The following is a 16,684-nucleotide window of genomic DNA, read 5'->3' on the forward strand; positions in this document are numbered from 1 at the left end:
CCCGGGGCGCGGCCCGGATCCCCGGCCGGTGTCAGCGCCCGCGCCGCCCCAGCAGCAGCTTCCACGGGGCGAGGGCGGACTCGATCTGCACCCGCAGACCCAGTTTCGACTCGCCGCTGACCCGTTCCTCGAACCGGATCGGCACCTCCACGATCCTCAGCCCACGCCGGACCGCGCGGTGGTTCATCTCCACCTGGAACGAATATCCGTTGCTGCGCACCGAGGGAACGTCGATCGTGTGCAGCGCCGACGCCCGCCACGCCTTGAATCCGGCGGTGGCGTCCTTCACGCCCAGCCGCAGAATCGCGTTGACGTAGAAATTCGCCCAGACGGACAGTGCCTTGCGGTGCCACGGCCACTCCGTCGCGAGCGAACCGCCCGCCACATAGCGCGAACCGATCACCACGGCGACATCGTCGGCCAGCAGCGTCTCGACCATGACCGGAACCCTGGACGCCGGGTGGGAGAGATCGGCGTCCATCTGGATCACCACATCCGCGTCCTCGGCGAGCGCACGGGCCATCCCCGCCACATAGGCCCGCCCGAGCCCGTCCTTCTCCTTGCGGTGCAGCACACCCACCATGCCCCCGGTGTCCCGCGCGAGCCCGTCGGCCACCGCGCCCGTGCCGTCGGGCGAGTTGTCGTCCACCACGAGGACGTGCAGGCCCGGCAGGTCCAGGTCGCTCAGCAGACCGACGAGGACCGGCAGATTCGTCCGCTCGTTGTAGGTGGGTACGACCACCACGATCCTCGGGGGCGTCTTGTCCACGGGTAATTCCCTCGCGTCGTTCCTCCGGGTCCGCGTGGACTTCTCATTCACGCGGAAGGCCGCGAGAGCCTAGCACCCAAGATCGGCAATGCCGGCAGCACCACTCCCACAACACGCACAGGGGATTTCCGGTGAATTCACGCGTACAAACGGAATTCCGCATTCTGCCCGTCGCCCCGGAAACGGCCCCGGTCCCGGTCCCGCAGCAGGGCCGATGCCTGAACGCCGCCAACGGCACGGGCGATATCCTGAAGGCGGCAGGGACCGGCGACGGTCGCTGCGCGGCGGTGGGGCCCGCCGTACCCGAACCGCGGCCGGACCGGCCGCCAACGGTCCCTACTTGCGTACGCGCGCACCCGCGTCCGGCGGGCGCCCGGCAGGTAGGAGACGTGTGTCCACGAAGACCCGGAACCCGCAGACGGCCGTCGTCGCGGTGGTCGCGCTCGGCGGCGCCGTCGGGGCGTCCGCCCGCTACGGGGCCTCGCTCCTGTGGCCCACCGCGCCCGGCGGGTTCCCCTGGACGACGCTCGTGGTGAACGTGGCCGGCTGCGCGGTGATCGGCGTGTTCATGGTGGTGATCAGCGAGGTGTGGTCCGCCCACCGGCTGGTTCGGCCGTTCTTCGGTACGGGAGTGCTGGGCGGGTTCACCACCTTCTCCACGTACGCCGTGGACATCGAACGGCTCGTCGACGGGGGCCGGACCCGCACCGGTCTGGTCTATCTCGGAGTGACACTGCTCGCGGCCCTCGCGGCGGTGTGGAGCGCGGTGTGGCTGACGCGCCGCGCACTGGCGTGGAGGCAGGCATGACGACACCGGGAACGGAACCGGGCCTGAGGCTGACCGTCCTGGTCGGCGAGGCCGACCTCTGGCACCACCGCCCGCTCTACACGGAGATCGTGCACCGGGCGCACGCGGCGGGGCTGCCTGGCGCGAGTGTGTTCCGCGGGATCGAGGGCTTCGGCGCCTCGTCGATGATCCACACCCAGCGGCTGCTCTCGCTGAGCGAGGACCTTCCGGTGGCGGTGGTGATCGTGGCCCCGGAGGCCGAGGTGCGCGCGTTCCTGCCGCTGATCACCGAGCTGACCGGGGACGGCCCGGTCACGCTGGACGCCTGCGAGATCGTCCGCCCCGGCAGCGGCACGGGGGAACCCCGGTGAACTGGCTGCTGGTGATCATCGGGGCGGCGGCCGGCGCCCCGCTGCGGTATCTGACCGACCGGGCGGTGCAGGCCCGGCACGACACCGTCTTCCCGTGGGGGACCTTCACGGTGAACGTGACCGGCTGTCTGGTGCTGGGCACGCTGACCGGCGCCGTGGCGGCCGGCGCCGCCTCCTCGCACGTACAGCTGCTGCTCGGTACGGGGCTCTGCGGGGCGCTGACCACGTACTCCACGTTCAGCTACGAGACGCTGCGGCTGGCCGAGGGCGGTGCCCGCCTCTACGCGGCGGCCAATGCGGTGGCGAGCGTGGTCGCGGGGACCGGCGCGGTGTTCGCCGGCGTCACGCTGGCCGAAGCGCTCTGGACCTGACCCGGCACCCGTACGTCATACGCCGGAGCCCGGCCTCCCTGACGAGGGAGGCCGGGCTCCGGCGTATGACCTGTGGTTCCGATCGGCTCAGGCGTCCTGGCCCGGGCTTCCCAGCGCGGCCGATGCCGCCTCCATGGGGCTGAGCTCCACCGGAGCGGCGGGGGCCGGGACGGACCGGCAGGTGAAGCCGAGGCGCGAGAGCGCCCGGGTCACCTCACCGGCCGTGAAGTCGCGGCGGTCCTGCCGGGTGATCACTTCGCCCACCTGCTTGACCGGGTACACACGACGGCTGATGATCACCGATTCCCCGGTGACGGGTTCGGGCTTGATGCCCTTCATCGATTCCTCGACCTCGTGCTTGAACAGGTCGAACGGGAAACGGGCGATGACGCAGCGCATAGTGCCTCAACGGGGTCGGGGTGCGGAACCGGACGGGAACGCGGGGGTCGGTCAGGCGGCGCGGTTGCCGGAGGAGTGACGCGGCGCGCCGCCGCCCCGCGGCTGGGAGGAGGACGACGCGGACGACCCCGTCGAGGACGAGGACGAGCGGCGTGCCTGGGCCGGGCGGCTGCGCCGGCCGCGGGACGACGAGCCGCCCTTGGGACGCTCGGACGCCGGCGAGGTGATGGTGACGGGCACACCCGAAGGGGCCTGCGCACCGGTGATCCGGCTCAGCTCGGCCTCGCCGGAGCGGACCTCGGCGACCTGCGGGGTGATGCCGGCGTCGGCCATCAGGCGCGTCATCTCGCGGCGCTGGTTGGGCAGCACCAGCGTGACGACACTGCCGGACTCGCCGGCCCGGGCGGTGCGGCCGCCGCGGTGCAGGTAGTCCTTGTGGTCGCTCGGCGGGTCGACGTTGACGACCAGGTCGAGGTTGTCGACGTGGATGCCGCGGGCCGCGACGTTGGTGGCGACCAGCACCGTGACGTGTCCGGTCTTGAACCGGGTCAGGGTGCGGGTGCGCTGCGGCTGGGACTTGCCGCCGTGCAGCGCCGCCGCCCGCACACCGCTGCTGAGCAGGTGGTCGGTGAGCTTGTCCACGGCGTGCTTGGTGTCCAGGAACATGATCACCCGGCCGTCGCGGGCGGCGATCTCCGTCGTGGTGGCGTACTTGTCGGCGCCGCGGACGTAGAGCACGTGGTGCTCCATCGTCGTCACCGCACCGGCGGCCGGGTCGACCGAGTGGACGACCGGGTCGTGCAGGTAGCGGCGGACCAGCAGGTCGACGTTACGGTCCAGGGTGGCCGAGAACAGCATCCGCTGGCCCTCCGGCTGCACCTGGTCGAGCAGCTCGGTGACCTGCGGCATGAAGCCCATGTCGGCCATCTGGTCGGCCTCGTCCAGGACGGTGATGGAGACCCGGTCCAGGATGCAGTCACCGCGCTCGATCAGGTCCTTGAGCCGGCCCGGAGTGGCGACGACGACCTCGGACCCGCCGCGCAGGGCGGCGGACTGCCGGCCGATCGACATACCGCCGACGACGGTGGCCATCCGCAGCTTGAGCGAGCGGGCGTACGGGGTGAGCGCGTCGGTGACCTGCTGGGCCAGTTCCCGGGTGGGGACGAGGACCAGGGCCAGCGGACGGCGGGAGTCGGCGCGTCGTCCGGCGGTACGGGCCAGCAGGGCCAGACCGAAGGCGAGCGTCTTGCCCGAGCCGGTGCGGCCGCGGCCCAGCACGTCACGGCCGGCGAGCGAGTTCGGCAGCGTGGCCGCCTGGATCGGGAACGGGACCGTGACGCCCTCGGTGGCGAGCGCCGACAGCAGGGGCGCGGGCATGTCGAGGTCGGCGAAGGCCTCGACGGGGGGCAGCGCGGGGGTGATGGTCTTCGGCAGGGCGAACTCGCCCTGCTTGGCGGCGGGCCGGCGTCCGTAGCCACCGGAGCGCTGGGCCGGGGCGCCGAAGCGTCCCTGGCCGCCGCCCTGGCGGCCCGGGGCCTGCGAGCGGAAGCCGCCGCCCGAACGGGAGCCGCCGGAACCGGTGGCACCACCGCTGCGGGGGGTGCGGGAGAAACGATCGTTGGAGCGAGTCGTGCGGTCGCGGTTCATACAGAACCCTTCCTCGATATGGCGCGTATCGAGGAATTCATTGCGCGACGAGCGGCACAAGAATCGCAAGAACGGGCCGTTGGCATACGTGAACGAAGCCCGGCAGCCGGTCTTGAGCCGATACGGGCCCGGTAGAACCGGGTCCGGTGCTTCGCAATGACGGGACGAGCCGGCCTGTGGAACGGGCCTGCGGGTCACATCACGGGGCTCCGGCGGACCGGTGGTCCGGGAGCCATGGCGGATCGTCCGCCGCACGGTGATAAACGCGGGTCCTGTGCGCTTCCCCGGCGGCTCGTGGCGGTGAGACCGGCACGGCATGCACGGGGGGCGGACCCGGAACAGCAACGAGCTGGGGCCCGCACCCCAAGGTGCGGGCCCCAGCTGCGCGATGCATCTCAGCGCGTGAGCGCCGGTGCGATCAGGTTCACGCGGGGGTGATGTTCTCCGCCTGCGGGCCCTTCTGGCCCTGCGTGACGTCGAAGTTCACCTTCTGGCCCTCCTGCAGCTCACGGAAGCCGCTGGCGGCGATGTTCGAGTAGTGGGCGAAGACGTCAGCGCCGCCACCATCCTGCTCGATGAAGCCGAAGCCCTTTTCCGCGTTGAACCACTTGACGGTGCCAGTAGCCATGTTTTATCTCCTTCTGGGGCAGAGCCCGTGGGACTCGCACTGTGCCAGTCCCGCGTCGCCGCGATGATTACCCCATCCGGATAATGAACCGGAAAATACAAAAGTGCACCCATCAGCCCATTTAGCTGAGGAGAGCACTTGGAGTCTTTGGGAACCACAACTGCAACTGGGATCAACAGTAGCACAATGAATGCGGGCAGGCAGGGCAACTAATTACGCCACGCCCGGCGTGTCATAAACCCTCACCGCGCATTGCATCAAATTCTGTGCTTGCCGCTATAGATATCCACCGGCCCCGAACACAGTGCTCCACGGACCGTCCGCCGCGCTCAGCCGCCCGGCTGCCCGTCGGAGTCCGCGGCGGGGCGGCGCAGCTCCTCGTTCAGCCGGAGCGCCTCCTCGAGCTGGTCCTCCAGGATCACGATGCGGCACGCGGCCTCGATCGGCGCCCCGCCGTCGACCAGTTCGCGGGCACGGGCGGCGATGCGCAGCTGGTAGCGGGAGTAGCGGCGGTGCCCGCCCTCCGACCGCAGGGGTGTGATCAGCCTGGCCTCGCCGATCGCACGGAGGAATCCGGGCGTGGCGCCGATCATCTCCGCGGCACGGCCCATGGTGAAGGCGGGGTAGTCGTCGTCATCGAGACGGTCGGCGGCCTGCGGAGGGGTTTCGGGGGGCATGTGCACCTGCCGCGTATCGCTGACTTCGTTGACCGAACGAGAAACTCTCATTGTGCGAGCCATCGTGTCTAGCATAGCCGCGACAGATTTCCCTGGCCGGACGGGCGAAATAATCTGATTCCGGCCGGTCCGGCACCCCTGTACGGGCCACCCTCCGGACCCTGCCCCGCCCCGACATGGACCCCGTGGCGCGGGTCCCGCCGGACTGCCGGGACCCGGCAGTCCGGGCGCCTGCCCGTAAGGACACTGACCGACCGGTCAGTTGATGACTGCCTGACCAGGGGCCATAATGCACGCGTAGCCCTTCACGCATCCCCCGTCGTGAAGGGCTACACCCATGTGCGCCCGGCCCCGTTCGCGGGACGGTGGCGCACCGGCGGCCTCATGGACAAGGGACTCCCCTCGTGGTCCCCTGTCCATGTTTTTTCGAGTTAACAGTGACGTAGAGTATTTGCGCAAGCCCGCTCCGGGCTCCCCATAGAGATGTTCGGATTCGCCCCCGTACGGTGTCCCGCCGCGGTTGTCCCCGCCGGGGACGGCACGTCAGGGTTGGTTACAGTACGAGCCCGTTGACCGAATCGAGCACCGCGCGGCGCCGGAGAGACGCCCGGGCGGTGGACGTGAACGTGGGGGCCGGATGGACAACGGCGAAGAGCGCTCGCCGGAGCTGCGGACGTTGCGGCAGAAGGTCGAGTACATGGTCGAGAAGACCTTCCCCGGCCGCAGGATCTCGGGACGGGTCTTCGCCGACCTGGTCAGGGAACGCGGCGGGTCCCTCTCCCACAGCTACTTCTCCAACATCCTCGCCGGCAAGGTCACCCAGCCCTCCGAGGAGATCCTCAAGGCGCTCGGTCTGGGCTTCGGCGTGGACTGGCGCTTCTTCAAGGAGGAGTCCGAGGTCGTCGACGACGTCGTCGCGGGGCTTCAGTTCCTGGCCAAGCGGCGGACCGGTGAGATCAGCGGACTGGCCGGACGCGGACTGGACGAGGAGGGGCTCCCGTCGGAGCTGCTGCAGTTCGCGCTCGCCCTGCTCCAGGACGCCCAGGACCGCCGGCCGCCGGCCGACGGCGGACAGAGGCCCTAAACGTGTCCATGCGCGAGTTGCGCAGGGAGTGCGAGGCCGGGCTGGCCGGGCTCCCGCTGCCCTCACCCTTCACCGTCGCCGCTCTGGTGGCCAACATGGAGGCGGCCCGCGGGCGCACCATCGTGCTGCACGAGATGCCCGACCGGCTGGCGCGCGTCAACGGCGCGTGCGGGCTGCGCCTGAAGACCGGCGGGACCAGCTTCGTGCTCTACCGCCGGCGCCCGACGGCGTACCAGACGCAGCACGTCATCCTGCACGAGCTGTGCCACGAGTGGTTCGACCACGGCACCTCGCTGGACGCGGAGCAGCTCCAGCGGCTGCTGCCCGTCTTCGACACCTCTCTGATCAGCCGGGTCATCGGCACCGACGCGCCGCTGACCCCGGACGCCGTGCAGGCCCGCGCGCAGTACGACACCCATGACGAACGCATGGCCGAATTCGGCGCCTCGCTCATCCCCCGGATGGCGAGGGACGTGACGAGCGATGACATGGTGGGGCGGCTCACCAACTCGCTCTCCCGCCCGGTCGCCCACCGCCGGCGGGGCCTGTTCCGCCGTACGTAGCGACGCGACCGCCGCGTGCAGCGGCGTGAGCGCCGTCCGCCCCGCCCGACCCTTCGACCCCACCCCCGAGGACTTCTGCCGTGACCCCGCTCGACCTCGCCGGCTATCTGGTGGCCGGCCTGATGACAGCCGTCGCCCTGTGGCGCATGCCGGCCGCCCTGTGGGGCGACGAGGAGGACCGGCGCCGCCGGGCCCTGTGGGGTTGTTACGCGGGCTTCGCGCTCGCCCTGTGGACCAAGACGCGCGTCGTGCGCACCGGGCTCAACGACAGCGTGGTGACCGACCTCGCGGTGCTGATCAAGCACTACACGGCGACCGTCGCGATTCTGGCCATTCTCAGCTACATCGTCGCGATCTACGGCCGGTACCCCGATGCCGGGGACATCCCGCGACACGTCCGGTTCGCGCGGCTGATCCAGCAGGTGGCGGCGAAGGCGTCCGTCGCCACGCTCGTGCTGCTGACGGTGCTGTTCTTCACGGTCGTCGACCGCTCCACGCCGTCGGACCGCTTCGTCGCCGACCACGCCGGGCAGTGGGGCGCGACGCTGTACATGAGCGTGTTCTACCTCTACCTCGGTGCCGCCTCCGCCGTCTGCGCCTACCAGTGGGCGCTCGCCACCGCGAGCGCCGGCGTGCGCCATCTGCGGGTGGGCCTCGCGATGATGACGTTCGCGATGTTCATCGGGGTCGGCTACACCGTCAGCCGGACACTGTTCCTCTGGGTCAGCGTCATCGACCGGCCGAGCGAGGCCTTCGCGCTGGACTTCGACGAGATCACCGAGGCCGCGCAGGTCGTCCTGTTCGCCTTCTTCGCGGTGGGTGCCTCCATCCCCGCCCTGGGCGGCGTCCGCCGCCGCGCGAAGCTCTGGCGGGCGCAGGTGCAACTGCACGGGCTCTGGTCCGAGCTGATGACGGCCTTCCCCGACCAGCCCTTCGAACCCCCGGCTCCGCTGCTGCGCGAACTGACCCGCTTCTCCACCCCGGCCGACCTGCGGATCGACCGATGGGCCGCGGACATCGCCGACGCGGTGGAGAAGCTGCGCCACTACGTGCCCGACGCCCTGCTCGACGCCTCCGAGGCCGCCGCCGCAGCGGACGGGGGCACCGGCCGGGAGCAGGCCGGGCCGCTCGCCGACGCGTACTGGATCGGGGCGGCGCTCGCGGCCCGGAGCGCCGGTGCGCCCGCCGGGGACGCGGCGGCCTTCGGCACCCAGCACGCGACCGACCAGGACGGAGAGGTCGCCTGGCTGGTCCGGGTGGCCGCCGCCTACCGCACGGTCACCCCGCAACGGGCCCGGCAGGTCCTGGAATCATCGGCAACGGTCAAGGAGCAGCCGGCATGAGCACCACCGACGTACCGGGGGCCGCCCGCGAGGACTCCGCCGCGCGCACGGTGACGGACGTCTTCCAGCCCCGCAACCTCCTGCTGGCCGGCATGCCCGGCGTCGGACTGGCGGCGGCCGGCGACTGGACCGGGCTGCTCTGGGGGCTCCTCGGCGCCCTGTGCGCCGGGATCGTCCCGGCCGGCTACATCGAGTGGGAGCGCGGGCGCGGCACCTGGGGCGACCGCCATGTCGTCGACCGGACCAAGCGGGCCCCGATCTTCTTCGTCATCCTCGGCTCCATCGGCGCCGGTTCCGCGGTCATGCTGCTGGGCGGCGCCCCCACCGGAATCCTGGCCGCGATGCTCGGGCTCTGGGCGATGACCGTCGTCCTGCTGGCCGTCAACACGGTCTGGAAGATCTCGGTGGACGCCTCGGTCGCCTCGGGCGTGGTCGCTCTGCTCGCCGCGGCGCACTCGCCGTGGTGGCTGCTCGGGTACGTCTTGACGGCCGCCGTGTGCTGGTCCCGGGTCGCGCTCGGCTACCACACGGTCGGCCAGGTGAGCGCCGGTACGGTGCTGGGCGCGGCGACGGCGGGCGTGTTCCTGTTCGTCTGAGCGGGTCCGGCGGGCGGGCGAGGCGTCGTTGAACGCGCCGCCCGCGGGGTCCATGGTGGGTCCGTGCCGACTTTCGAGATCACCACAGCAAGCGCCGACGACATCAGGCTGATGGCGGACTGGGCCCATGCCGAGGGCTGGAACCCGGGTCTGACCGACGGTCAGGCGTTCTTCGCGGCCGATCCGTGCGGTTTCCTGATCGGCCGGCTCGACGGGGTGCCCGCCTCCTGTGTCTCCGTGGTCCGCTACGGCTCCGGATTCGGCTTCCTCGGCTTCTATCTGACCCGCCCGGAGCTGCGTGGCCAGGGTTACGGGAGCCGGCTCTGGGCCACCGGGACGGCGCGGCTGGCCGGGCGGAACACCGGACTGGACGGGGTGGTGGAGCAGCAGTCCAACTACCGCAGCTCCGGCTTCCGTCCGGCCTGGACCAATATGCGGTACGAGGGGCTCGTCCCGGTCGACATCCCGCCTCCGTCCGGCGTCACCCTGGTGGACGCCCGCACGCTGCCCTTCGGTCAGGTCACCGCGTACGACCGCCGGTTCTTCCCTGCGGAGCGCGACGGTTTCCTGGCGGCCTGGACCACCACGCCGGGACGCACCGCGTTCGTCGCGCTGTGCGAGGGCGAGGTGCGGGGGCTCGCCGTGCTGCGCGCGTGCCGCACGTCCTCCCGTATCGGTCCGCTGTACGCGGCCACGCCCGGCATCGCCGGGGCGCTGGTGAGTGCGCTCGCGGCCACCGATCCGTCCACCCCGGTCGCCGTGGACGTGCCCGACGCCAACCCGGCGGCGGTGCGGCTGGCCGAGCAGCTGGGGCTCAAGCCGTCGTTCGAGACGGCCCGCATGTACACCGGGCCGGCGCCGGACGTCGATCACACGGGGCTGTTCGGCATCACCAGCCTCGAACTGGGGTGATCCGCCGAGACGGCCGGGACACCGCTACGCGTGAGCGTGCAGCCGGTCCAGGACCCGGTCGCGGAGCAGCTCGTACTCCTCGCGCAGCCGGTTGATCCGCGGCGGGCGGGAAATCACCGTGCCGCCCGAGACGAGCTCCTCGGGTCCGAACTGCTCGCGTGTCAGGTCGATCTCCGTCCCCGGGCCCAGCCGGTTCCACCAGTGGTAGTCCGTGCGTACGCCGTCGACGTGGACCTCGCCGCGTATGAGCTCACCGCCCAGCAGGTCGTGCAGGACCAGGGCGGTGACCCCGCACTGGTCGCGGGCGGGATTCGCCGGGGTCCAGTGCGGCCGGTGCACGGGCGTGGTGGTGTCGGCGCCCCAGCTGCTGCGGACGGCGGCCTCGATGTCGGCGAGGAGCAACGGCTTCATGTCCTCGATCGTCGCACCCGCCACTGACAACGCCCGCCGGACCGGGTCCGTCACCCGGCCGTCGCCCGGGACCGCGAGGCCATCACCGCTATGTCGTCCTCGGCGCCCGGACCGAACCGGTCGAGCACCGTGTCCAGCAGCTCCTCCAGATCGCCGCTCCGCGGCAGGGTCAGCTCCTTGAGGCGGCCGACGGACACGTCGATGTCCTCGTCGCGCCGCTCCACCAGGCCGTCGGTGTACATGAACAGCACCGTGCCGGGACCGCACTCCACCACCGTGGTCCGGTAGCCGCCGAAGCCGGTGCCGAGCGGCGGGCCCGCCAGTACGTCGCCCAGCCGGGTCCCGGCAGGACCGGGATCGATGAACACCGGCGGCAGATGGCCGGCGCTCGACACCTCGCACACCCCGCCGGTCCGGTCGACGACGGCGAGCAGACAGGTCGCCGCCCGGTCGAGGCCGGACCGCTCCACCATCCGGTCGAGCTGTTCCAGGATGCGGTGGGGCGGCAGTTCCTCGTCGGCCAGCAGCCGCAGCAGTGAGCGGTAGTGGCTCATGGCGACGGCCGCCTCGACGCCGTGCCCCATCACGTCGCCCATCGCCTTGAGGTGGCGTCCGTCGGGCAGCGGGATGACGTCGAACCAGTCGCCGCCGACCAGCACGCTCCGGTCGGCCGGCAGATAGCGGGTGGCGATCTCGATGTGGGGGTGCGGCGGGCGCGGTTCGGAGAGCAGCGAGCGCTGGAGCTCCAGGGCGATGGTGTGTTCGTGGGTGAAGCGGCGTGCGTGGTCGAGGTCGACGGCGGCCCGTCCGGCGAGCTCCCGGGCGACCACCACGTCCGCGTCCGTGAAGACGGGCGAGTCCCCGGCCCTGACCAGGCCGAGGATGCCGATCGGCCCGCTGCGCACGGTGACCGGCACGATGACCGCCGAGTGCATCCCTAGGGCCCGGTAGGCGGCGACCCGCTCCGGGGAGGGCGCCGAGCGGCCGAGCTGTTCGTCGCCGGTGAGGTTCTCGACGACGGGCTGGTTGGTGGCCAGGCAGCGCGGTACGGCCGCGTCCTCCTGGTAGTCGATGTAGTCGCCGGCGACCCCGAACCGCGCGACCTCCTCGCGTAGCCCCGGCACCGCCGTCAGCGCCGCCCTCCGCAGCCGGATCACCCCGGGCGGTGCGGGGCGCACGGGCGGGGCGACGTCGCGCGGGAAGACCTCGACCGTGGCGAGGTCGGCGAGCCCCGGGACGACGAGGTCGACGAGCTCGGCGCAGGTGGTGTCCATGTCGAGCGTGGTGCCGATCCGGGTGTTCGCGGTGTCCAGGAGGTTCAGATGGCGCCTGGCCTGGGCCAGCTGGCGCTGTTCCTCGTCCGAGGCCATGACCTCCAGCACGATCCCGGCGATGCCCACGACCCGGCCGGCCACCTCCAGCCGGTGGTAGGCACCGTGCCAGTAGCGCGTGGCGGAGCCGGAGGAGGCGGGGGTACGGCCGCTGGAGGTGATCTCGCGCGCCCTGCCGTCGGTGAGCACCGCGCGCATCATGTCCTCGCGGGCTTCGACGTCGGGGAGCACCTCGGAGACCGTACGGCCCAGATGGGCGGCGGCCGGGACGCCGTTGAGCCGTTCGAGGGCCGGGTTCACGTACAGGTAGCGAAGTCCGGTGTCGAGGACGCCCACACCGGCTGTCGTGCCGTCGATCAGCGCCGCGAGCGCCACGATGTCGAGCGGCGACGGACTGCCGTACGCATCGGCCTGCAAGGCAACCTCCAGGGGCAGGGCGCGGGCCACCCGACTGCCCGGCCCTTCATCGTCGGCCGCCCGCACCGGCCCCGCATCCGCAGACCGCCGGCCGTACCGGGTCTTTCGTTCGGACCGGGCCGGCCCCGCGAGCCCGGCCCGATCCGAACGAGAGGGCCTAGTGCACCGGCATCGCGCCCCCGGTCTCCGGCTTCCCCCGGGGCACCAGCACCGCGGACACGGCCGCGCAGCCGCCCGCGGCCACCGCGCACACCGTGAACGCGTCCGCGAAGCCGGCCACCGAGCCCACCGCGCCCCCGATCCCCGCTGCCGCCACGGCGGAGACGACCGCGACGCCGATCGCCCCGCCCACCTCGTGGAAGGTGTTGACCACCCCGGAGGCCAGCCCCGCCTCCTCGTGCGCGACCATGCCCAGGGCCGTGGTCGTCGCGGTGACGAACACCGCCCCGAGCCCGAACGCGGCCACCGCGAGACCCGGCAGCAGCACCCCGTAGGCGCTGCTGCCCGCGCCGATCCGGGTGAGCGGGACGCAGGCGGCGGTGGCGATGACCATGCCGCCGACGGCGGTGGCCCGGCTCCCGGCCGTGGTGACGAGCCGCGAACCCAGATGCGCCCCGGCACCGACCGCGACCGCCACGGGGAGGAAGACGAGACCGGTCCGCAGCGCCCCGTAGCCCCGGCCGTGCTGGAGGTAGACCGAGCCGAGGAAGAAGAACGCGATCAGCAGTCCGGTGGCGATCAGCATCAGGAACGCCCCGGCGAGCACCGGCCGCCGGGTGAACATCCGCAGGTCCACCAGCGGCTCCCGGGTCTTCCGCTCGACCGCCGCGAACCCCGCGTACAGCGCCACCGCGGCCACCAGCGGCAGCAGCGTGGCCGGCGCGCCCCACCCGCCGTCCCCGGCCCGGACCAGTCCGTGGATCAGCGCGCCCGTGCCGGCGGTGACCAGCAGGGCGCCGGGCACGTCGAGCCGGGCCGACGGCTGCGGTGCGCGCGCCGGTACGAAGACGGGGAGGGCGGCCAGCAGGGCGATGCCGACGGGCACGTTGATGTAGAAGACCCAGCTCCATCCGGGCCCGCCGGCCAGGGCGCCGCCCACCAGCACCCCGATCGCCGAACCGGTGCCGCCGATGGCGGCCCACACACCGAGCGCCTTGTTGCGTGCCGGGCCGTGGAAGGACGTGGTGACGAGCGACAGCGCGGCGGGGGAGAGCAGTGCGGCGCCCACTCCCTGGGCGACGCGGCCCCCGATCAGCACCGGGGCGCCGGTGGCGAGCCCGGAGACCAGCGAGGCGGCGGTGAAGACGGCCAGGCCCGCGAGCAGGGTGCGCCGGGCCCCGAGGACGTCGGCGAGGCGTCCGCCGAGCAGCATCAGGCCGCCGAAGCAGAGGGTGTACGCGGTGACCACCCAGGTCATCGCGGTGCGGTCGAGGTGCAGGTCGGCGGCCATGTCGGGCAGCGCGACGTTCACCACGGTGACGTCGAGCACCAGCATGAACTGGGCCACGCAGATGAGCGCGAGCATCGTCCCGGGCCGCCGGACGGCGGGCGGGCTTTGGGCGTCCCGGTCGTGCCCGTGGTCATGTCCGTGGCTGTGTGCGGTGGTCTGCGGGGAGGTGTCATGGGTCATGAACTGAACTGTACGGCTCAGTACAGATGAACTCAACCGTTCAGTTCAGGTCGCTGTTAGCATCGCTCCATGGACACCAAGCCCCGCCCCGCCGGACCCCGCGCCGAGGCCAAGCGGCAGGCCATCGTGAAGGCCGCCCGCGAGGCGTTCCTCCGGGACGGTTTCGGGGTCGGCATGGACGTCATCGCCGCCGAGGCGGGCGTGTCGAAGGTGACGGTCTACAACCACTTCGGCAGCAAGGAAGCCCTGTTCACCGCGGTCGTCGCGGGCGCGCTCGACGAACCGCTGGGCGGCGCCTCCACCGCGGCGCTCGCCGCCCTCGCCGACGCCCCCGACCTGCGGACCGCCTTCGTCGAGGCGGCCCGCGGCTGGGTGGCGGCCGTCCGGGGCAACGCCGATGTGATCGCCCTGCGCAATCTCGTGGCCGCCGAACTGCACCGCTTCCCGGAACTCGCGCACGGCTGGCAGGGCAACGGGCCCGAGGGCCACCACCCGGCCGTCGCCGACGCCCTGCGCGAACTGGCCGGCCGCGGCCGGCTGGTCATCCCCGACCTGGAGACGGCGATCATCCAGCTGTACGCGCTGCTGGTCTTCCCGCACCTGGTCTTCGGCTCGTACGGCACGACGATCGACGACGAAGCCACCGACCGGCTGGTCACCCACGGCGTGGACATGTTCCTGGGCTACTACGCCCCGCCCTCCTCGCCCGCCTCGCCCGCCGGGTAGGAGCCGGGTGCGAGCAGCCGCTCCAGGTCCACCGTGCCCTCGTCGGCCGTGGCGCCCGGCGGCAGCCGCAGCGCGTCGGCGACGGGTCCGGGGAGCGGGGCCCGGCCCAGCAGCCCGGCCACCAGGGAGACCGTCAGCCGGTGCCAGGCGGGGGCGCGCCGGAGCATCGCGTGATCGCCGCCCTGCACCGTGACCAGGCAGGTCCGGGCGCCGGCCGCGCGGGCCCCGGCGGTGAGCGCGGCGGAGGCCTTGGCACTGGTGATGCGGTCGAGCGGACTGTGGACCAGGACGACGTCCCGCCCGGCGAGCTGGGTGACCGGGTCCCCCTGCGGACACCACGGGGCGAGGCCCACCACACCCCGTACCAGCGGATGACCGGCGGCACCGAGTGCGGCGCGGCCGCCCATCGAGTGCCCGAGCAGCACCACCGGGATCTCCCCCGCCACCCGACGCAGCTCGTCCAGGGCGCGTACGGCGTCGTGCAGCGGGTCCGCCCGGGAACCGTTCCAGCCCCGGTGCCCGTAACGGACGGCCCGGACCAGGACGTCCCCGGCCGACGCCCTTCGCAGAGCCCCCGCGAACGGGCGCATCCGCACGGCGGGCAGGTTGAGCGGGCCGGGCGGCGGCGGACCGAGACCGGCCTCCCGGCCGCCGTGCAGCAGGAGCACCGCAGCCGCCGGCGGGCGTCGCACGGTCATGTGTACCTCCGGGTGCGGTGATCGAGGACGTACCGAGCATGCTGTACGGAGCACGGGCAGCACCCTCACGCAGCGCCGACCCTCTAAGGACATCGCATGGGATCGTCACCCCGACTCGGACAGCAGGTACAGGACTTCACGCTCGCGGGCGGGGTCCTCGACGGGGACTCCTTCGAGCGCCGCGACTACACGCTCTCCGCCGCGCGCGGCCGGGCCGTGGTCCTCGCCTTCTACCCGGGCGACAACACGGCCGTGTGCACCAAGCAGCTCTGCTCGTACTCCTCGGGCATGGAGACCTTCGAAGGGCTGGACGCGGAGGTCTGGGGAATCAGTCCACAGGGTGTGGACAGCCACGAGTCGTTCGCACGCACCCACCAGCTGCGCATGCCGCTGCTGGCGGACCCGGACCGGGAGACCGCGCGGGCGTTCGGGGTCGCGGCGCCCGGGATCGGGGTGCGGCGTGCGGTGTTCCTGGTCGACGCCGAGGGGGTGCTGCGCTGGAAGCACGTGGCGCTGCTCGGGGCCACGTTCCAGTCGCTGGACACCCTGGCCGATCACCTGACCGGCATCAAGAACACGTAAAAGACTGCCGGAACCCGGCAGTACCGGCGGTCGGGCAGGTATGGGATCATCCAGCCAGTTCGACGGAATTGTTCGAATGGTTCCGCAGGCTTCGGGAGATTCCGCGGAGTCCGGAGGGTTCCGCAGGCTTCGGGAGATTCCGCGGAGTCCGGAGGGTTCCGCAGGCTTCGGGGGTCCGCAGACCGGGAGGGGTGTACACATGACGCTGTTTCTCGGTCTCGGTATCGCGGGGGTCGTTCTGCTCGCCCTGTCCCTGGTCTTCGACGGCATCCTCGAAGGACTCTTCGGCGGTGTGCTGGACGGTCTCTTCGACGGGCTGCTCTCCCTTCCGGTGATCGCCGGCTTCGTCTCGATGCTCGGTTTCGGCGGCGCCCTCGTGCTCGGCACGACCGGTGCCGGCACGATCGCCGCCACCGCCGCGGGTGTGCTCGCCGGTCTGGCCGCCGCCTGGCTGACCTGGAAGTTCAGCCGGGCGCTGATGCGGGACCGGACCACCGCCACACCGCGCGGCGAGGATCTCCTCGGCACGTCCGGGTCCGTGGTCACGGCCATTCCGGCCGACGGCTACGGGGAGGTAGTGCTGCGGCTCGGGGGACAGCCCGTGAAGCTGGCGGCCAAGAGCCCGGTGCCGGTCGAACGCGGCGCCGAGATCTGGGTCGAGGCCACGCTCTCGACCACGTCGGTCTCGGTCCGCCCCGTCGAACGCTGAGCCGGCTCACCGGCCGGAACACCACCGCTCGCC

At 72.0% G+C, this 16,684-nt stretch carries 20 protein-coding genes; 11 read left to right on the forward strand and 9 right to left on the reverse strand.

Translation table 11 applies throughout. The features are described from left to right. Positions 1–31 precede the first annotated feature (31 nt). Positions 32–769: a polyprenol monophosphomannose synthase gene (locus tag OG782_RS17470; protein ID WP_406451991.1), complete on the reverse strand. Its 738-nt coding sequence runs from the start codon at positions 767–769 to the stop codon at positions 32–34. 391 nt (positions 770–1,160) lie between these two features. Between OG782_RS17470 and crcB (OG782_RS17475) the strand changes: the two genes are divergently transcribed. The 3 genes from crcB (OG782_RS17475) to crcB (OG782_RS17485) are packed head-to-tail and all read left to right on the forward strand — an operon-like array spanning position 1,161 to position 2,298. Beyond that, positions 1,161–1,577 (forward strand): fluoride efflux transporter CrcB, encoded by a 417-nt coding sequence (gene crcB / locus OG782_RS17475; protein ID WP_406451993.1) that lies wholly within the window; start codon positions 1,161–1,163, stop codon positions 1,575–1,577. Then, positions 1,574–1,927: a DUF190 domain-containing protein gene (locus OG782_RS17480; RefSeq protein WP_406451995.1), complete on the forward strand. Its 354-nt coding sequence runs from the start codon at positions 1,574–1,576 to the stop codon at positions 1,925–1,927. Before crcB (OG782_RS17475) ends, OG782_RS17480 begins: the two co-directional genes overlap by 4 nt. Further along, positions 1,924–2,298, forward strand: a complete 375-nt coding sequence (crcB, locus tag OG782_RS17485) for a fluoride efflux transporter CrcB (protein ID WP_406451997.1) — start codon at positions 1,924–1,926, stop codon at positions 2,296–2,298. Before OG782_RS17480 ends, crcB (OG782_RS17485) begins: the two co-directional genes overlap by 4 nt. A gap of 87 nt (positions 2,299–2,385) precedes the next feature. Here crcB (OG782_RS17485) and OG782_RS17490 read toward each other — a convergent pair whose 3' ends face one another. The 4 genes from OG782_RS17490 to OG782_RS17505 form a co-directional block, all read right to left on the reverse strand. Beyond that, positions 2,386–2,697, reverse strand: a complete 312-nt coding sequence (locus OG782_RS17490; RefSeq protein WP_406451999.1) for an SCO5918 family protein — start codon at positions 2,695–2,697, stop codon at positions 2,386–2,388. A gap of 51 nt (positions 2,698–2,748) precedes the next feature. Then, the gene (locus OG782_RS17495) at positions 2,749–4,344 is read right to left on the reverse strand and encodes a DEAD/DEAH box helicase (RefSeq protein ID WP_406452001.1); all 1,596 of its coding nucleotides are present in this window, start codon (positions 4,342–4,344) and stop codon (positions 2,749–2,751) included. A 424-nt stretch (positions 4,345–4,768) separates the two neighbouring features. After that, positions 4,769–4,972 (reverse strand): cold-shock protein, encoded by a 204-nt coding sequence (locus OG782_RS17500; RefSeq protein ID WP_015609674.1) that lies wholly within the window; start codon positions 4,970–4,972, stop codon positions 4,769–4,771. A gap of 329 nt (positions 4,973–5,301) precedes the next feature. Beyond that, on the reverse strand, positions 5,302–5,649 hold the full coding sequence (locus tag OG782_RS17505; protein WP_406452003.1) for a MerR family transcriptional regulator: 348 nt from the start codon (positions 5,647–5,649) through the stop codon (positions 5,302–5,304). Between the two features lie 637 nt (positions 5,650–6,286). On the opposite strand from OG782_RS17505, the gene OG782_RS17510 reads away from it, so the two are divergent. The 5 genes from OG782_RS17510 to OG782_RS17530 all read left to right on the forward strand — a co-directional run bounded on the left by OG782_RS17510 (position 6,287) and on the right by OG782_RS17530 (position 10,147). Beyond that, complete coding sequence (locus OG782_RS17510) at positions 6,287–6,733, forward strand: hypothetical protein (RefSeq protein WP_406452005.1); 447 nt, start codon at positions 6,287–6,289, stop codon at positions 6,731–6,733. Positions 6,734–6,735: 2 nt separating this feature from the next. Then, positions 6,736–7,296, forward strand: coding sequence for a toxin (locus OG782_RS17515; protein ID WP_406452007.1), 561 nt, complete (start codon positions 6,736–6,738; stop codon positions 7,294–7,296). Positions 7,297–7,376: 80 nt separating this feature from the next. After that, positions 7,377–8,639: an MAB_1171c family putative transporter gene (locus tag OG782_RS17520; protein ID WP_406452009.1), complete on the forward strand. Its 1,263-nt coding sequence runs from the start codon at positions 7,377–7,379 to the stop codon at positions 8,637–8,639. Beyond that, positions 8,636–9,235, forward strand: coding sequence for a hypothetical protein (locus OG782_RS17525; RefSeq protein WP_406452011.1), 600 nt, complete (start codon positions 8,636–8,638; stop codon positions 9,233–9,235). The genes OG782_RS17520 and OG782_RS17525 overlap by 4 nt, the downstream gene beginning before the upstream one ends. 63 nt (positions 9,236–9,298) lie before the next feature. Next, complete coding sequence (locus OG782_RS17530; RefSeq protein WP_406452013.1) at positions 9,299–10,147, forward strand: GNAT family N-acetyltransferase; 849 nt, start codon at positions 9,299–9,301, stop codon at positions 10,145–10,147. A 24-nt stretch (positions 10,148–10,171) separates the two neighbouring features. Here the strand turns inward: OG782_RS17530 and OG782_RS17535 are convergent, their stop codons facing one another. From OG782_RS17535 to OG782_RS17545, 3 genes are all read right to left on the reverse strand, one after another. After that, complete coding sequence (locus OG782_RS17535; protein WP_406452015.1) at positions 10,172–10,558, reverse strand: hypothetical protein; 387 nt, start codon at positions 10,556–10,558, stop codon at positions 10,172–10,174. 50 nt (positions 10,559–10,608) lie between these two features. Continuing rightward, positions 10,609–12,306, reverse strand: a complete 1,698-nt coding sequence (locus OG782_RS17540) for a SpoIIE family protein phosphatase (RefSeq protein ID WP_406452017.1) — start codon at positions 12,304–12,306, stop codon at positions 10,609–10,611. 157 nt (positions 12,307–12,463) lie between these two features. Next, positions 12,464–13,936 (reverse strand): MFS transporter, encoded by a 1,473-nt coding sequence (locus OG782_RS17545; RefSeq protein ID WP_406452019.1) that lies wholly within the window; start codon positions 13,934–13,936, stop codon positions 12,464–12,466. Between the two features lie 69 nt (positions 13,937–14,005). Here OG782_RS17545 and OG782_RS17550 point away from each other — a divergent pair, with 69 nt between their 5' ends. Beyond that, on the forward strand, positions 14,006–14,662 hold the full coding sequence (locus tag OG782_RS17550) for a TetR/AcrR family transcriptional regulator (protein WP_406452021.1): 657 nt from the start codon (positions 14,006–14,008) through the stop codon (positions 14,660–14,662). Here the strand turns inward: OG782_RS17550 and OG782_RS17555 are convergent. Then, positions 14,623–15,360 (reverse strand): alpha/beta hydrolase, encoded by a 738-nt coding sequence (locus tag OG782_RS17555; protein ID WP_406452023.1) that lies wholly within the window; start codon positions 15,358–15,360, stop codon positions 14,623–14,625. The genes OG782_RS17550 and OG782_RS17555 overlap by 40 nt on opposite strands. Before the next feature lie 96 nt (positions 15,361–15,456). On the opposite strand from OG782_RS17555, the gene OG782_RS17560 reads away from it, so the two are divergent. Next, positions 15,457–15,942, forward strand: coding sequence for a peroxiredoxin family protein (locus OG782_RS17560; protein WP_406452024.1), 486 nt, complete (start codon positions 15,457–15,459; stop codon positions 15,940–15,942). Between the two features lie 199 nt (positions 15,943–16,141). After that, complete coding sequence (locus OG782_RS17565; protein WP_406452026.1) at positions 16,142–16,651, forward strand: hypothetical protein; 510 nt, start codon at positions 16,142–16,144, stop codon at positions 16,649–16,651. The last annotated feature ends 33 nt before the right edge of the window (positions 16,652–16,684 follow it).

Source organism: Streptomyces sp. NBC_00876 (genome assembly GCF_045207435.1).
Classification (GTDB): Bacteria; Actinomycetota; Actinomycetes; order Streptomycetales; family Streptomycetaceae; genus Streptomyces.

What these genes read in the sequence shown, in the direction of transcription:
- OG782_RS17550 (WP_406452021.1), top strand. Translation starts at nt 14,006, where the DNA reads ATGGACACCAAGCCCCGCCCCGCCGGACCCCGCGCCGAGGCCAAGCGG.
- OG782_RS17500 (WP_015609674.1), bottom strand. Translation starts at nt 4,972, where the DNA reads ATGGCTACTGGCACCGTCAAGTGGTTCAACGCGGAAAAGGGCTTCGGC.
- OG782_RS17565 (WP_406452026.1), top strand. Translation starts at nt 16,142, where the DNA reads ATGACGCTGTTTCTCGGTCTCGGTATCGCGGGGGTCGTTCTGCTCGCC.
- OG782_RS17505 (WP_406452003.1), bottom strand. Translation starts at nt 5,649, where the DNA reads ATGCCCCCCGAAACCCCTCCGCAGGCCGCCGACCGTCTCGATGACGAC.
- OG782_RS17480 (WP_406451995.1), top strand. Translation starts at nt 1,574, where the DNA reads ATGACGACACCGGGAACGGAACCGGGCCTGAGGCTGACCGTCCTGGTC.
- OG782_RS17510 (WP_406452005.1), top strand. Translation starts at nt 6,287, where the DNA reads ATGGACAACGGCGAAGAGCGCTCGCCGGAGCTGCGGACGTTGCGGCAG.
- OG782_RS17545 (WP_406452019.1), bottom strand. Translation starts at nt 13,936, where the DNA reads ATGACCCATGACACCTCCCCGCAGACCACCGCACACAGCCACGGACAT.
- OG782_RS17535 (WP_406452015.1), bottom strand. Translation starts at nt 10,558, where the DNA reads ATGAAGCCGTTGCTCCTCGCCGACATCGAGGCCGCCGTCCGCAGCAGC.
- OG782_RS17525 (WP_406452011.1), top strand. Translation starts at nt 8,636, where the DNA reads ATGAGCACCACCGACGTACCGGGGGCCGCCCGCGAGGACTCCGCCGCG.
- OG782_RS17490 (WP_406451999.1), bottom strand. Translation starts at nt 2,697, where the DNA reads ATGCGCTGCGTCATCGCCCGTTTCCCGTTCGACCTGTTCAAGCACGAG.
- OG782_RS17555 (WP_406452023.1), bottom strand. Translation starts at nt 15,360, where the DNA reads ATGACCGTGCGACGCCCGCCGGCGGCTGCGGTGCTCCTGCTGCACGGC.
- OG782_RS17560 (WP_406452024.1), top strand. Translation starts at nt 15,457, where the DNA reads ATGGGATCGTCACCCCGACTCGGACAGCAGGTACAGGACTTCACGCTC.
- OG782_RS17495 (WP_406452001.1), bottom strand. Translation starts at nt 4,344, where the DNA reads ATGAACCGCGACCGCACGACTCGCTCCAACGATCGTTTCTCCCGCACC.